Raw genomic sequence first — 15,679 nt, forward strand, 5'->3', positions numbered from 1 at the left:
TGAAATTGACTGCAGCCGTTGCGGGGTGGTTGCAGATGACAGAAAGGAGAACCCGAGGATGGGGGAAACCTGACTCGGGTGATGCTGAAGCCTTGGAAAAAAGTCTGAATTATTTGTTGTTCTGCATGGCCCTATCGCTGGCAAGCCAGCTCCCACAGGTATTGATGTTGTGACACAGATCGCATTAACAACACTGCCCCCTGTGGGAGCTGGCTTGCCAGCGATGGGGCCCGGGCAGACAACATCAATCGCAGCTACTGCACCAACTGATTGATCTCAATGATCGGCAACAACACCGCCATCACAATCACCAGCACCACCCCGCCCATCACCACGATCATCAGCGGTTCGAGTAACGCGGTCATGCCCATTGCCCGCCGTTCGATATCGCGGGACAGGGTTTGCGCCGCCCGCTCAAGCATCGGCGGCAGTGCGCCGGTTTTTTCGCCGCTGGCGATCAGGTGAATCAGCACCGGCGGAAACACGTTCTCCACCCGCAGCGCCGCCGCAAGATTCACCCCTTCGCGAACCTTGGCCGTGGCGTCGCTGACACTCAGGCTGAGTCGATCATTGGATAACGTCTGCCGCGCCGCCTCCAGCGCCCGCAACAACGGCACCCCGGCACCGCCGAGAATCGCCAGGGTCGAGGCGAAACGTGCAGTGTTCAGGCCCAAGACGAAACGTCCGATCAGCGGCAATTTCAGCACCCGGTGATGCCAGCTCAACCGCGCCGCCGGATTGCGCAAATACAGGCGCCAGCTCCAGAAAACACCCGCGATCAGCGCCGCACACAACCAGCCCCACGCCCGAATGAAATCACTGGCGGTGAGCATCGCCAAGGTCAGCCCCGGCAAGTCCTGCCGCGCCTGGGAAAACGCACTGACCACCTGCGGCACCACGTAACTGAGCAGGAAAATCACAATGCCGATCGACACCAGCCCGACCACACCCGGATAGATAAACGCGGTGAGGATCTTGCCGCGCAGGTTGTTGCGCTCCTCGATGTAGTCCGCCAGTCTCTCCATCACCTGCGCCAGATCGCCGGACTCCTCCCCCGCAGCGATCAACGCGCGATAGATCTCCGGAAAATCCCGTGGCCGCGCGGCCAGTGACTCGGCCAGACGCATGCCGCTGCGCACATCGGCGCGCACCGCACTGAGGGTGTGGGCGATGTGTTTTTTCTCGGCCTGCTCCACCGTCGCGCTGAGCGCTGCTTCCAGCGGCAGACTGGCCCCGAGCAGGCTAGCCAGTTGCCGGGTGGCCCAGGCCAGGTCGTTGTCCGACATGCGCGCACTGAACAGACCGCCGCCGCCATGCTGGGCGACGTTGCTTTCCTTGTGCACCGACAACGCGGTCAAACCACGGCTGCGCAACACGCCGAACGCCGCGCCCTGGCTGTCCGCTTCCAGATGCCCGGACTCGATTTTGCCGGTAGCGTCGGCGGCTTCAAATCGATAGCGATTCATCAGGCGTCCCGGGTCACACGAAGGATTTCTTCAGGGGCGGTGGCGCCGCTGCGAATCCAGCGCTCGCCGTCCTCGCGCAGGCTGAACATCCCGGCCTTGGCCGCCGCCGCACGCAAGGCCTGCTCCCCTGCCCCTTGGTGAATCAAGGTGCGGATGTCGTCGTCGATGCAGAACAATTCGTGGATGCCGGTGCGACCGCTGTAACCGGTGTGGTTGCAGGCGGCGCAGCCCACCGGGCGCCAGGTGCCCGGGGCTGCCGGGTCTTCTTGTTTGCACTGATTGCACAGGCGTCGCACCAGCCGTTGCGCCAGAACGCCGAGCATCGACGACGCCAGCAGAAACGGCTCGACGCCCATGTCGATCAAGCGATTGACCGCCGACACCGCGTCATTGGTGTGCAGTGTCGCCAGCACCAGGTGACCGGTGAGCGAAGCCTGCACAGCGATTTGTGCAGTTTCCAGATCGCGGATCTCGCCAATCATGATGATGTCCGGGTCCTGGCGCAGGATCGCCCGCAATGCCAGGGCGAAGGTCATGTCGATCTTGGCGTTGACCTGAATCTGGCTGATCCCCGGCAGGTCGTATTCCACCGGGTCTTCGACGGTGAGGATGTTGCTGGTGCTGGCATCCAGTCGGGCCAGCGCGGCATAGAGGCTGGTGGTCTTGCCGCTGCCGGTGGGGCCGGTGACCAGCACGATGCCGTGGGGCTGGCGGATCAGGTGATCGAGTTTGGCCAGCACCTGCGCGTCCATGCCGAGGGTTTCCAGGTGCAGACGCCCGGCCTGTTTGTCGAGCAAACGCATCACCACCCGCTCGCCATGTCCGGTGGGCACGGTCGACACGCGAATATCGATCGGCCGCCCGGCCACGCGCAAAGCGATGCGGCCGTCCTGCGGCAGGCGTTTTTCGGCGATGTCGAGCTGGGCCATGATCTTGATCCGCGACACCAGCGCACCGTGCAGTGCCTTGCGCGGCGAGACCACGTCACGCAGGGTGCCATCGACCCGGTAGCGCACCACCGAATGGGTTTCGAACGGTTCGATGTGAATGTCGCTGGCCTCGTCGCGCGCGGCCTGGGTGAGCAAGGCATTGATCATGCGGATCACCGGCGCGCCATCCTGGGTGTCGAGCAGGTCGGTGATTTCCGGCATGTCCTGCATCAGCCGATCGAGGTCGACTTCGTTTTCTGCTGCGCCAACTACGGCGGCGGCGCTGCCGGTGTCGGCGTAGGCCGTGGCGAGCAGGCCGTCGAGTTCGTCGTCGCGCACGCGCTTGAGCGACGTCTCACCAAACTGCCGCCGCACCTCGCTGATCGACCAGCCGGGCGTCGATGGGCACACGGTCAGCACCCCGTCGCACAACAGAATGCGCTGGGCCTTGGCCCAGGCGTAGGGCAATGCACTCATCTCTTGAGGCCCCCCAATTCCCCTGTGGCGAGGGAGCTTGCTCCCGCTCGGGGGCGAAGCCCCCGTAAATCCGGGATGCAGGGTATATCTGGAAGAATGAGGTAGCAGGTTTTGGCTCTGCTGCGCAGCCCAGCGGGAGCAAGCTCCCTCGCCACAGAAATTTTTTTCAGCTTGCGGGCCAAGCTCATGGCCTTGGACCAAGCGCAGGGAAGCGAACTCATCTCAAAACCTCCCCAACTCGAGGATCTGGACATGTTTTTGTGGCGAGGGAGCTTGCTCCCGCTAGGGGGCGAAGCCCCCGTAAATCCGGCATACAGGGTATATCTGGAAGAAGGGGGTAGCAGGTTTTGGGTCTGCTGCGCAGCCCAGCGGGAGCAAGCTCCCTCGCCACAGAAATGTTTTTCAGCTTGCGGGCCAAGTTCTTGGCCTTGGACCAAGCGTAGGGAAGCGAACTCATCTCAAAACCTCCCCAATCTCTCTGCCTGGAGGTGTTCCTGTGGTGAGGGGATTTCTTATGGAGAGCGGATTTCTTGTGGTGAGGGGATTTATCCCCGATGAGCTGCACAGCAGCCCCGAAACCTGATATCCGAATCCATCTGACTGACCGCGTGCATAGGTTTTGGGGCCGCTTCGCTGCCCATCGGGGATGAATCCCCTCACTACAGGGTGACTTCTCAGATTGAGGGTGAGTTTCAAAAGCGTAGGAGCTGCCGCAGGCTGCGATCTTTTGATCTTGATCTTCAGCGACATTGAAAAAAGCCAAAGCAAAAGATCGCAGCCTTCGGCAGCTCCTACAGGTCCGGTATAGCCCCCCATTCCTGTGGCGAGGGAGCTTGCTCCCGCTGGGCTGCGCAGCAGACCCAAACCCTGCAACCCCATTCCCACAGACACACCTTGCATGTCGGATTTGCAGGCGCTTCGCACCCGAGCGGGAGCAAGCTCCCTCGCCACAGTCATCATGCTGTTCAAAAGCGTGTGCTCCCTTCAATCGGCACAGCCTTGATCGTCGCCCTCGGCCCCGTCCCCGGCACCACCGCCGGCACCCCCTGCGCCGCCGTTGGCAACTGCGGCGCCTGCATGTCCGGCATTGCCCAGCTGCGTTCCGGTTGCAGGCCGCCCTGGGCGCGGCGCATGAAGTCGTAGCGGTTGAGGGTGATGCTGCGCCCCGCTTCGCTGTCGCGGATGATGTACGGGCGCAGGAATACCATCAGGTTGGTCTTGGTGATCGCCCGGCGCTCGTTGCGAAACAGTGCACCGATCCCCGGCAGCGTCCCCAGCCATGGCACCGCTTCGTTGCTCTGGCTGTAGCCGTCCTGCAGCAAGCCGCCCAGAACCATGATCTGCCCGTCGTCGAGCAGGATGCTGGTATCAATCGCACGTTTGTTGGTCACGATCCCCGCCGACGCCGCACTGGCCGACGCGCGCTCGTCGATGCTGCTGACTTCCTGATAGATGTCGAGCTTGACCGTCCCGCCCTCGGAAATCTGCGGCCGCACATTCAGCTTCAAACCCACCTCTTCCCGGGTCACGGTCTGGAACGGGTTGTTGCTGGTCCCACCGCCGCCAGTCACGTAGCTGCCGCTGACAAACGGAATGGTCTGGCCGACAAAAATGCTCGCCGCTTCGTTATCGAGGGTCAGCAGGTTCGGCGTCGACAGCACGTTGGTGCCGCCCTTGCTCTTCAGCGCCCGGGCCAGCACTTTCAGGTCGAGAATCTTGCCGATGCCGGGGATATCGACGGTGCCGTTGACGTAGCCGAGGTTCAAACCCTGCGGCAGCACATCGAGACTGGTCTTGCCGTTGAGGTTGATCCCCGACCCGCCAAGATTCGCCCCGCCGATCACGCCTTTACCGCCGAGATTACCGGTCTGCCACTGCACGCCGAATTCGCTGGCATCGTCCTCGCCGACCTCAACGATCAGGCTCTCGATCACCACTTGCGCACGGCGCTGATCCAGCAAATCGATGACCTCGCGCAGGTTGCGATACAACGGCTCCGGCGCGGATATCAGCAAGGTGTTGGTGGTCGCATCAGCCTGAATCGTCACCCCGCCCGCGCTGAACGCGACGTTCTGTTCGCTGGCCTGACTGCCGCCGCTGCCGGTCGAACTGCTGCCCTGGGCGTAACTGCCGCCAGTACTGCCCGTGCTCGACGTGGTCGAAGTGTTGCCACTGGTTTGCGTGCCGCTCTGCGCGCTCGATCCGCCATTGTTGTTGCCGTTGCTGCCCATGGCACTGAGCACCGAGCGCGCACTGTCGCTGGTGCCGCTGTCACTCTCGCCAGTCAGCAGGCCGCGCAAGGCCTGCGCCAGTTTCGCCGCTTGCGCGTTACGCAAATAAACCACGTGCAGGTTGCTCGGATTGCTCTGCGCGTTGTCGAGTTTGTAGATCAGATTGCGCGCCAGCTCGGTGCGCTCGGGGCTGCCGGCGCGGATGATGATGGTGTTGGAACGCGGGTCGCCGATCACCGCGATTTTCTGCGTCGGGTCGTTGCCCGGCGCGTCGAGCAGATCCGCGACCATCGGCGCGATGTCGGCGGCGATGCCGTTCTGGATCTGCACCACATCGGTGTCGATCGCGCTCGGGGTGTCGATGGTCTGGATCAACTGGGCGACGCGGGTCAGGTTCTCCGCGTAATCGGTAACCACGATGGTGTTATTGCCGGGGTAGGCATTGATCGGGTTGTTCGGCGACACGATCGGGCGCAGCACCGGAATCAGGTTCACCGCGTTCTCGTATTGCAGGCGGAAGGTGCGGGTGAGCATGCCGTTCCCAGCCGGTTTGTCCGGGCTATAGATCGGCCCGCCGAGCAGTTTCGCATCGGCCTCCGGCACCACCTGCGCGACGCCGCCGACATCGACCACGCTGAAACCCTGCATGCGCAACGCCGCCAGTAACATGTCGTAGGCCTGGCGCGCCGGCACCTGACCTTCCGAGACCAGCGTCAGGCTACCCTTGACCCGAGGGTCGACCAGAAACTGCTGGCCAGTGGAACGCGACAACGCGCGCACCACCGCTTGAATATCGGCATCGACAAAATTCAGCGTCACCGGCTGATCGCCCAGCGGATTGCTCGGCAGTGTGCTGCCACGTGGGGCGCCGCCACTGCGTGCACGTTCGGTGATGTTGTGCATCTGCCGTGGTTGCGGCGCCGTTTGTACCTGGGCGCGCTGACGATCGAGCAGCGCATCGCCGCTGCGTTGGGTGTTGGCCAATGGACGGCCGAGTTCGCTGTCCACCAGCAACGGCGGCTGGTTCGGCGGCGTGGTGGTGTTGCTGCACGCGCTCAATGCCATCAGCAGCATCGGCAACGCCATGCGCGCCGGTTTGGATCCTGACCCCTTCATGAAGCTTCCTTAGCGCCCAGCGCCTGATCCATGCGAACGGTGCCTGACAATGTGCCGGCAGTGACTTCGGTCGAAGCGTTGTCGGCGCGTTGCAGACGGGCCTCGACCACTTGCAGAGAAAGTTGTGCAGGGTTGCTCAACAGCCAGTCGAGCACTGCATCGGCCGGCGCCGCGTCGAACGTCAATTGCCACGCGCCAGCCTCCCCGACTTGCAATTGGTAGTGCCCGGCCAGGCCGCTGGACTGCAGCGTCTGCTCAAGAGACTGCGCAAGACTTTGCCCGTCCGGGCGCATGCTGACCTCGCGCAACAGCACTTCAAGGGCTTCGGTCTGCGCGCGCAACTTCGGCGTTTCGCTTTGCCAGTAAGTGATTTTTTTCAGCGGCGGCTGAATCAATGCGACCCATACCAACAGCGCCAGCAGCAGCGCCGCCACGCCGCCGACCATGCGTTTTTCGCGCAGGGCCAACGCTTGCCAGCGCACCTGAAGTTGCGCGCTGAAACGCTGCCAACGGGCGCGATAAACCGCGAGCGATGCCTTATTCATCTTCTGCTCCGCTGTCGTCAGCGCTTTCGTCGGGGGTGGTGACTTCGTCGCTCGGGCGCAGCAGCCAGCCTTCATCATCGGCCGTCGCACTGATCCCGACCTGAGCCAATGCGGCTTGCCAATCCTTGTCCTTGTCATTGGCGCTGCGCCGGGCATCGGCCAGCAGACTCAACTGCAAGCTGCCATCGACAAACGTCAGGCGCTCGACCGTGCCGGCCATGAACGGCATGCCGCTGCCGGCCTGCAACACCAATCTATTGAACGGCTGCGCCGGATCCTCCGCCGCGCCCTTCTGCCGCGCCGCCAATTGCTGGCGCGCCTGCTGCAGCGGATTGAGGATCACCGGCAACTCGGGAAAGGCCTGCTTCACCCGTTGCGCCATCTGCGCCTTGAGCTGCTGGCCCTGACTGGCTTCGCGGGCGGCATACAGGTTCAAGCCGATGACCCACACCGCCACCGCCAATGCACAAAGCCCCAGCGCCCGGCCCCAACCGCGATGCTCGTTGCGCTGCTGTTGCACCGCGCTCTGCAGGCCCCAACCGGGCAATGGCCCGGTCCAGCGCTGCGCCTCGGCCATCGGCAATTGCGTATCCGGCGGTGGCGTCGAGCCGATCCAGTGAAGCGGCGTGCCGCAGCTCAGCAGCCAATCACCAATCTCGTCGTCGAACAGCGGCTGCACCCGCGCCACCTGCACGCTTTCGCGCAGCAACAAATGGCCGTCCTGCCGGCAAGCCACCGTGCCCGGCAGCACCGGCAAGCGGTACGCCGCCGGATACAAGCCGCGCAGATTCAGCCCGGCCTGCTTCAGCAATTGCCCCAGATGCTGCAAACGCTGACGCGGCGCCCAGGCGATCTGCACCTGCCCCGCTTCATCCCGCGAACTGTGAGCGATGTGCATGTCGTTGCTGTCGCCGAGCATCAAGGCCTGCGCCGCGCATTGCACCGCCGCTGCAGTCTTGTTCGCCGGCAATGGCGGCAGGTCGATGCTCGCCAGCAGGCTGTCCGCCGGGTGCAGAAAAACGCTGAGCGCTGGCTGCTTCGCTAACTGCCCCAGTTGGCTAAAGGTCTGGCGCTGCTCACGAATGACCTGCCCCTGCCGGTCCAGCCACGCACAGTCCAATTCACTGTCGAGACTCAACTGCGCCAGTGGCGGCAAACTCACACGCAACTGACTCATACGCCCACCCGCGACCAGATCACCTGCGGCAGACGATCCTCGCTGCGGTGCAACAACGCATCGAGGCTGACCCGCCGCTGATCCCGCCGCGCCTCGCCGCGCAGACGAAACCAGTCGCTGGTGATGCCGACCTTGACGCTAGTCAGCTCCAGGTTTGGCATGCGCAAGCGGTTGACGAAATCGCCACGGTTGATGAACCAGCGCCCGGCGTCACGCTCGTTGATCAGCGCCTGCGCCCGCTCCAGCGACAACCCCGGCACATACGCGGCCAGCACCGGCGCAGTGGCGGTATTGCCATTGAGCCAGGTGGTCGCGGGGATCACCGTCAGGTACGGCGCCAGTTTGCCGATGACCGCCTCATTCACGCCCTCGACGCTGCGCAAATCATCGACACTGCGCAGCATCGGCAACTTCGGATTCTGTGGCTTGCGCGACGCATTCGGCGACGTGGCACGGCCACTGTCAAAACCGTTTTTGCTCGCGGTGTTCTCGGCAATCTGCGGGTTCAACAGGTACGGATAAGAGCCGATCACCCGCTGACTGATGCGCTGACTCAACCCGGCGCTGACGCCGATCAACTCGCACAGCCGCTGAAACGCCTGCACCTGCGCCTCATCGACACGCTCGTTGGCCACCAGATTGCGCAGGTTGAACTTGCCCTGCTCATCCTCCAGCCGCCCCTCGAAACCCTGCGCATTCAAACGCTGCGCCCACGGCTGATCGAGCCGGGTCAACGGATCACGCTGCCGCGCATCCCAGAGCAATTGCCGGCTGATCTCCAGACCACCGTGCAACACCCAGCGCCCCTGCACCCGCTGCTGATCCGCCTCCAGCGCGCGGGTCGAAACGCTCTGCCGGGTCAACATCCCCGCCGCAATCACCGCGACCACCGCCGCGATCAACAGCGCACTGATGATCGCCATCCCTTGCTGGTTCGATTGGTTGTTCATCACCGGCCTTACAGCTGCCAGGAACCGATATCGGCATTCACGCCGTCGCCGTCAGGCTGGCCGTCGGCACCGAGGGAAAAGATATCGATCTCGCCATTCGCGCCGGGGTTGAGGTACTGATAAGGACGACCCCACGGATCGTTCGGCAAACGCTCCAGGTACGAACGCCAGTTGCTGTTCTTCGCATCCGCCGGCCGCTCCACCAGCACTTTCAAACCCTGACTCTGGCTCGGATAAGTACCGTGATCGAGGCGATACAACTTCAGCGCCTGCATCAAACCGCCAATATCCTGCTTCGCCGCCGTGGCCCGCGCCTGATCCGGCCGATCCAGCACCTTGGGCACCACCATCGCCGCCAGAATCCCGAGAATCACCACCACCACCATGATCTCGATCAGGGTAAAACCCTGCTGCCCACGGGGCATCCGGCTCTGTCGTCCAGGCTGTTTGAACTGCGCGATATCCATCTCGACATTCCCTTGGCTTGATTCGATTCGACGCGCAGTGTTGCAAGAAGATATGTCAGGGATGTTGAAAATCCTCGGGAGTTTTCGTCGTCAAGCCGTCAAGGACGGGGGTTAGGGTCGAGGGCTGTGCTCTGGTTTTGGGCCTTATATGCCTTCGCGCTCCCGAGAAAGCGGATTCACCCTGATTGAAGTGCTGGTGGCGCTGGCGATCATTGCCGTGGCGATGTCGGCCGCTGTGCGTGTGGCGGGGTTGATGACGCAGAGCAGCGGGATTTTGCGGGATCGTTCGGTGGCGATGATTGCGGCGCAGACACGCATGGCGGAGCTGCGACTGGAAGGTCGATTGCCGACCGGTGTGAAAGCCGTTGATTGTGATCAGGGACGATTGTCGTTGCGGTGTGAGCAAGTAATCGCAGCGGCTGAAAATGGCCGACTACTCAAAATCGCCATCCAAGTCTTCGACCGCAACCAGGACACCCCGCCCCTGGCCCGCCTGGAAACCCTATTAAATCGCTCCCTGTAGGAGCTGCCGAAGGCTGCGATCTTTTGATCTTGTTGTTAAAAATCAAAATCAAAAGATCGCAGCCTTCGGCAGCTCCTACACAAACACCTCAGGCAACAAAACAACGCCTGCCCCACACGACATCCGCAATCAGCCTGAAACCCTGTGGGAGCGAGCTTGCTCGCGAAGGCGCCAGAATGAACACCCGATCAATCACCAAGTGTCCCCGATACCTACATCACCCCGGCAACTGCAAATTATCCAACGCCCGATTCACCGCCAACTCCCCGAGCATGATCAACTGCGCAATCCCCGCCAGCGCGTGCCGCTGCGACACCGGCAACAAACTGGCAATGTTCTGCGCGAGAGTTTTGGCCGAAGCAAGCGTTTCACTGGCATCCACCAGCAGCTCTTCGGTCTTGTTATCCGCCGTCACGGCATACATACCACGGTGTTTACGTGGCGGCGGCGTGGATCCGGGCGGACAAAGGTAATGGTCGAGCGCGCGGTCGGCGGCTTCGTGTAGTTTTTTTGAATCGATAGATTCGTAGGGGGAAACCGAGGCGGTTTCGGGTGGGTTGGGTGTTGGTTTGATCATGGTGAAGCTCCATTTTTATACCTGGTGGAACCACCAAAACCCGTCGCTAAACAAGTAAGGGTGGCAGCTGTACGCGGGTTAGCGAACCGAGAGGTATAAGACCCGGCAGACCCGAAGGTCTCCCACGCACAGCCACCATATCGTCGTCGCAAACGTCTGCGACAAACTGGAGCGTCGTTGCACTTATACCTGGTCGGGTCGCTAAACCCGGTCGCTGGGTTGCCAGCGACACGTAGACGATAAAGACCAGGTACAAAGCGCACAAGCCGGCGGATTCTGGCGTAGCTGTAGGCAAAGGCGCAAGGATATGTAGCCTGAGAGATTGACTGGAGATGTCTTTTTAAACGCTGACGTTTATTGGGGCCTTGCTGCGCCACTCCCCCCTTTACTGGACCGGGCCCTTTCCCCCAATACAAAAATGACGAGCACTCATAACCGAGCATAGGCAGCTTCGAAATCACTGAGTGCTTGGTCTACTTTGTATCGAAGCATCAGCGATGCGGAAAGCTTCACCATTGCTTCAAACAGGACATGCCCTGATTGAATCTGGCATTGACCAACACAATGTCCGGCGTACTCGCCAGGCTCATACGCGTAAACAGTGTAAAAAACCCTGCCTGACTGCTCCCGACTCAATCCCGCGGTGAGATGTGTGACAGAGCTATCCGCCACTTGGGGCTCAGGTCGTGAAAACTCCAAGACATCATCGAACGGAATGAACATCGCTGAAGCGGACATCACAAATAGACTCGCGATATCCAATGCCTCCTCAACGTTTTTGAGCTCAGGTGTGGCGTACTCGTGCTCAAGAAAATTTCGCATGTCGACCACTTTACGCAACAGACTGGGAGCCAATAACCCAAGCGCCCTTACTCGCTCGATCTTCTTCGGCACGTTCCACCTAAGTGATTGATAGCCAAAAGAGATCAGCAATTGGTCAAGCTGACCGACAATGGCGCGTTTCACATTAGTCGTTGCATTGACAAGAGCTGCCAATCCACCCCGTTCAAAATCCTCTTCTGCCAAAGTCAAAAATTCAATTGGCGAAGTTTTCAGATCCATCATTCCGAAATCACCGCCGCCCAACGCGACTCCACTTTTGCTCATATCAAATCGATGAGCGGCGCAAAACTCTTTGATATCCATCTCAACTCCTGGCTATTTGGCGGCTCAAAGGTAGATGTCGGGAATCAGGGTATCAGCGACAACAAGGCTTACACGGCCAATTAGACAGTGCTATTTCTTCGAGCATATCTGGACTTCATCCTGGGTTTTCAGTGCCGTGTCGATACCTAACCGGTACCTGCAGTAATCAATAATCCACGCCCGCTCCTCTGGTGTCAGGCGCTCTACCTTCCTGATCTCCCCATCGTTTGCGTGGATGTTGTAAAACTTTATATGGAGCGTGGGGTGCTTCTTGATGAAAACAATGGTCTCGATGTCTCCGTCCTCAAGGGCATCGTAGTAGCCGACATAGAGCATGACCATCACGGCGAGGATCGCCGCGATTAAAAGCTTTTTCATTCCTGCGGCACCGAAGGTTGAAGGTGATGGGTTTTGGCTTTGATGTGTCTGACCGGTTCGGTACTTAATCTGAACGGTGGTAGCTATGTCAGCGTAATGAGCCAACTGGCTGGCCATGTGCTACTTTTTCAATGCTTCTCATCACCGATCTTTACAGGAGTGAGTATGTTTACTGACATCAAGCCAGGTCCTAAGCCAAAACGCGAAGACGGCAAGGAAGATCGCAGACGGCATGTGAACCCACCCAACGATAAAAAACACCCGACGTTGCCTATTCACAAGCATAAGCCTGGAGACTAGCTGCAGATTGGCAGCCTCTGTAATCGAAATTACTCTGGGTCGGATCCCTTCTCAAAGAATGGATTCGTCCCCTGTGACCGATCGATCGCTTATTTATCGAGCAACCTTATTATCAGGTCACTTGAGTATTCCTGATTTACCCACTGCAACCAGCACAACCATCGCAGAAAGCAGCGCTATTGCGCTCCATTGCATCCATACAAGTTTCTGCCTGAGTGAGGCCGGAAAGCTCGCTACATCTTCGGTGCTGAGCGTGCCGCGTCTAATGTAGAAATTCGTAAACGTAACGAGACCAGAGGCGCCACCTACCAAAAGCAATCTGCCCCAAGCGCCTCCGTGCTTCAGCGCCGCTAACCTGGTGCCGGCAGAGCTGTTTTTGAGGTGCTCAAGGATCACGTCCGTCTTGATGTGCGCAATGTGGAGCGCAATCCCGATCCAGATGAGCATTGAGATAATCACTACGCCACACAACCCTCCGGCTATTAGTTCTGCGATATTCATTTGGTGACCTCGTAAATCATTCCGCCAGCCGGCTCACATGACACCCGCCTTTAAACATCGGCGCTTATCCAGCCTTCACTGTGCCTACGGTGGGAGCCGCGCAATGCAGAGGCGCTAAACGAAACCTGATTTAACAGCTATTCCGAAGCTGATCATGACCAACAACAGGCAAATAACGCTCCATTGCAGCACTACTAACTTACGCTTGAGATGGGGTGGGAAACTGGCCAAATCTTCGGAGCTTAGCTCGCCCCTTTTCAAGTAAAACCTGGGGAAGGTGACGATGCCCGATATACCACCCACGAGCAGAAGCTTTCCCCAAGGTCCACCGTGTCGAAGTGGAGCGCGCGTCATGATGGCTGAGCAATTCTTCAGGTGCTCCAACATCAAATCCATCTTCGTATAGGCCAGGTGCAAACAGACTCCTATCCAAAGAATAAGCCCTGCCAGATCAACGACGGCAATGGATAGAAGTACCTTATCAACGACGTTCAAACTCATTTACTTGCCTCATAGATCTTCTCACCAGCCCACTCGCCTGTAGCCCCACCAAGGGCCCCACCAGCGTATGATCCTGCAGCTACGACGATGACGCCACATGCCAAGGTTGCCATGCCACCTGTAGGCACACCTAAGCCGACACAGATAATCCCCGCCGTGGAGCCGGTCAAAAACGCACCGGTAGCAGCACCGCCGGCCACTCCTCCGACGAAGTTACCACCCTCGGTATATTTGATCTTTTCACAGGCGTCTTTGTTGCCTGCCGCACAGACTTCTTGAACCTTCATGTAAGACGCCCCGCCACCTACGGCTGTACCAATCCAGCCGCCGTACTTAACAACCTTGGCTGCTCTCGCGACACCTTCCGTATGAGTGGCGTAGCCAGGAATCTGCCCCGGAGCCCCCGCCAGACTCCAGTGATGCACCAGACTTTTGCTGGATATGCCGAGGGCTGATTTCAGGCTCGGATGATCAGGGAAGCCGATGCCCTTTCTGGTTAAACCTGTGAGCTGTCTATCAAGCTTGGCAAATAAACGTGCACGTTCTGCAAAGAACTCTGAACTACGCAAGTGACCGTCACGCTGAAAGCTTTTCTGGTGCAACGCTTCGATTTCCTTCAGCGAAGTCTTCACGTCCTCCAGGTTCTTGGCGAAAATCGATTCACCCACACCGATTGATGTTGAACCTTGCGAAAGAATGGATTCAATCTCGCTCCGATAGCGAACCATGAAGCTGGCCTCTTCGTCGCTCATGGGTTTGAGTGCCGCGTCCACCTTCTGAGCCGCTTCCATGAGCAACGCTTCTTCACGCGTGCACTGCGGATTGTTCGGATCGCTTAACACGATGAGTTGACCGGGCTTGGCATAACCGGTGACGTGAGGGTTGAGGCGCGTGAACTTCTCAAGCGTTGCACCATCCGGCTTATCGAACAGTGCAGCCTCTAGCGCAGAGCGTGGCATGACTTGCTGAACGATGTAGAAACCGGGTTCCGCTGGTGCCTTCGAAGCAGCCGGTTTCGACGCCGGTTCCTCAGGGTATTCCGCCCAATACTTGGCGTGCAGGTCGGTCGGTTCTACGCCGCGATAGACCTTTTTTCTTGGTGGGTTAGGTAGCGCGGGCTTTGGTACGTTTCCATATTCACTCATGCATCATCCTTGTCATTTCGGGAATACTGACTTGAGGTTCTGACAGCCGAACGCTATCGGAAAGCCCGAGTGCTGGCTGTAGGACAAAGCCTAAAAAGCTGTGCCGTAGCTGCGGATTCCTGTCATTCGTGGGGTGCGCAGGATAACTGGTGAGGGGAGATGGTTGTATGGCAGCAGATGGCCACCCATAGCGTTATCAGTGGAATAACGTGCTTTGAGCTATCTTTCACACCCGATGGCTGCTTTCGGCCAATAGCAGTCGTTCGCGGTCGGCTGCTTATGGACCCAATCAGTCGGTCAACAATGGATAATGGCAGAAACCGGCGCCAAGAAGACTTTAGCTGGCAGACCTCTACGGCGAATTGGTCTCTTTAATGGACTGCAAATTTATGACTACTACAGTGAACCAGGATGATTGCTTAGACTATTTCGTCGTCGTGCATGGCATTGACCCTCAGACCTACGAACGGATGGCTGTTCACTTCGAATGTCGTCGCGGCGGTGTGCGACCGACGGACCAAAGCAGGTATATCTCTATCCCAGTAACAGTTGGCACTCTAGATAGCACCCTTGCTTGGATCAAAGCCGAGTTGAACCGACAGCATTACGAGCTCTATTTGATAGTGTCCATCGCGACAAATTTGTCTTGGGGTGAGGTTATCATCCCCGCGAAAATAGCTTTGCTCGCTGGTCAAGCTGAGGCCGCGATTAAGATTGCGTTTCAACTCAAGCGAACGTGATCCCATGGCAGGCAGTGCTTGCTTTGGATCCGCCTGTCCCGAAAGGCTGCTTATGGCCGTTTTCTGCCCGTGGTGAGAGGCAGAAAACGACCCTAAACGGACATCACCCAAAAACGCTTTTGGTGAAATCTGAAGCGCATAACCGTTGGCGCTTCCCATAAGTGCAACCAGCCGATTGACCTCAGTCACTTACACGAGCATTGAGGGTAATGACGGGGCCGAAAGTGAGCAATGGACGTAGCTCATCCATAACGGTGGCGACATGCCGGTTGCCAGCGTGCTCTTCGACAGCCTGCTGGTTTGTCCAGCCATCGATAATGTAAAACGTATTGGTTGCCTCGAAGCTCTGATAGAGGTCGTAATACAGGCAACCGAGTTCAGCTCTTGCCGGTTCGACAAATTGCAGGATTAACGCTTTGGCCCGCTCGATGTTGCAATCATCGCAGCGAAGCTCGCAGATGATGTGCCGCTCTTCTGATTTGGTGCTTTGCATGTTTTCACCCTGGATGT

At 59.1% G+C, this 15,679-nt stretch carries 16 protein-coding genes; 1 reads left to right on the forward strand and 15 read right to left on the reverse strand.

Features of this window, described 5'->3' with window-relative positions:
• Window positions 1–254: 254 nt before the first annotated feature.
• From gspF to gspG, 7 genes are all read right to left on the reverse strand, one after another.
• A complete protein-coding gene (gene gspF, locus PMI25_RS13845) occupies window positions 255–1,466 on the reverse strand; it encodes a type II secretion system inner membrane protein GspF (RefSeq protein WP_007961842.1) in 1,212 nt (403 codons plus the stop codon).
• Window positions 1,466–2,872, reverse strand: coding sequence for a type II secretion system ATPase GspE (gspE, locus tag PMI25_RS13850; RefSeq protein WP_007961841.1), 1,407 nt, complete (start codon window positions 2,870–2,872; stop codon window positions 1,466–1,468). Before gspE ends, gspF begins: the two co-directional genes overlap by 1 nt.
• Before the next feature lie 965 nt (window positions 2,873–3,837).
• Window positions 3,838–6,219, reverse strand: coding sequence for a type II secretion system secretin GspD (gene gspD / locus PMI25_RS13855; RefSeq protein ID WP_007961839.1), 2,382 nt, complete (start codon window positions 6,217–6,219; stop codon window positions 3,838–3,840).
• On the reverse strand, window positions 6,216–6,764 hold the full coding sequence (gspM, locus tag PMI25_RS13860) for a type II secretion system protein GspM (RefSeq protein WP_007961838.1): 549 nt from the start codon (window positions 6,762–6,764) through the stop codon (window positions 6,216–6,218). The genes gspD and gspM overlap by 4 nt, the downstream gene beginning before the upstream one ends.
• On the reverse strand, window positions 6,757–7,941 hold the full coding sequence (gspL, locus tag PMI25_RS13865) for a type II secretion system protein GspL (RefSeq protein WP_007961837.1): 1,185 nt from the start codon (window positions 7,939–7,941) through the stop codon (window positions 6,757–6,759). The genes gspM and gspL overlap by 8 nt, the downstream gene beginning before the upstream one ends.
• Window positions 7,938–8,891, reverse strand: a complete 954-nt coding sequence (gspK, locus tag PMI25_RS13870) for a type II secretion system minor pseudopilin GspK (RefSeq protein WP_007961836.1) — start codon at window positions 8,889–8,891, stop codon at window positions 7,938–7,940. The genes gspL and gspK overlap by 4 nt, the downstream gene beginning before the upstream one ends.
• A gap of 8 nt (window positions 8,892–8,899) precedes the next feature.
• The gene (gene gspG, locus PMI25_RS13875) at window positions 8,900–9,358 is read right to left on the reverse strand and encodes a type II secretion system major pseudopilin GspG (protein ID WP_007961835.1); all 459 of its coding nucleotides are present in this window, start codon (window positions 9,356–9,358) and stop codon (window positions 8,900–8,902) included.
• A gap of 148 nt (window positions 9,359–9,506) precedes the next feature.
• Here gspG and gspI point away from each other — a divergent pair, with 148 nt between their 5' ends.
• Window positions 9,507–9,881: a type II secretion system minor pseudopilin GspI gene (gspI, locus tag PMI25_RS13880; protein ID WP_007961834.1), complete on the forward strand. Its 375-nt coding sequence runs from the start codon at window positions 9,507–9,509 to the stop codon at window positions 9,879–9,881.
• A gap of 217 nt (window positions 9,882–10,098) precedes the next feature.
• On the opposite strand, the gene PMI25_RS13885 is transcribed toward gspI, so the two are convergent.
• The 8 genes from PMI25_RS13885 to PMI25_RS13920 form a co-directional block, all read right to left on the reverse strand.
• Entirely contained in the window at window positions 10,099–10,458 is a 360-nt protein-coding gene (locus tag PMI25_RS13885) for a DUF6124 family protein (protein ID WP_007968533.1), read from the reverse strand.
• A gap of 429 nt (window positions 10,459–10,887) precedes the next feature.
• Complete coding sequence (locus tag PMI25_RS13890; RefSeq protein WP_007968535.1) at window positions 10,888–11,604, reverse strand: hypothetical protein; 717 nt, start codon at window positions 11,602–11,604, stop codon at window positions 10,888–10,890.
• Window positions 11,605–11,694: 90 nt separating this feature from the next.
• The gene (locus PMI25_RS13895; RefSeq protein ID WP_007968537.1) at window positions 11,695–11,982 is read right to left on the reverse strand and encodes a hypothetical protein; all 288 of its coding nucleotides are present in this window, start codon (window positions 11,980–11,982) and stop codon (window positions 11,695–11,697) included.
• A 417-nt stretch (window positions 11,983–12,399) separates the two neighbouring features.
• Window positions 12,400–12,783: a hypothetical protein gene (locus PMI25_RS13900; protein ID WP_007968541.1), complete on the reverse strand. Its 384-nt coding sequence runs from the start codon at window positions 12,781–12,783 to the stop codon at window positions 12,400–12,402.
• A 114-nt stretch (window positions 12,784–12,897) separates the two neighbouring features.
• Entirely contained in the window at window positions 12,898–13,284 is a 387-nt protein-coding gene (locus PMI25_RS13905) for a hypothetical protein (protein WP_045122058.1), read from the reverse strand.
• Entirely contained in the window at window positions 13,281–14,429 is a 1,149-nt protein-coding gene (locus PMI25_RS13910; RefSeq protein WP_007968545.1) for a hypothetical protein, read from the reverse strand. The genes PMI25_RS13905 and PMI25_RS13910 overlap by 4 nt, the downstream gene beginning before the upstream one ends.
• A gap of 557 nt (window positions 14,430–14,986) precedes the next feature.
• Window positions 14,987–15,358, reverse strand: coding sequence for a hypothetical protein (locus tag PMI25_RS28895; protein WP_150113629.1), 372 nt, complete (start codon window positions 15,356–15,358; stop codon window positions 14,987–14,989).
• Entirely contained in the window at window positions 15,351–15,662 is a 312-nt protein-coding gene (locus PMI25_RS13920; protein WP_007968546.1) for a putative quinol monooxygenase, read from the reverse strand. The genes PMI25_RS28895 and PMI25_RS13920 overlap by 8 nt, the downstream gene beginning before the upstream one ends.
• Between the last annotated feature and the right edge of the window lie 17 nt (window positions 15,663–15,679).

This window comes from Pseudomonas sp. GM30, assembly GCF_000282275.2.
In the GTDB taxonomy this organism is placed as follows: domain Bacteria; phylum Pseudomonadota; class Gammaproteobacteria; order Pseudomonadales; family Pseudomonadaceae; genus Aquipseudomonas.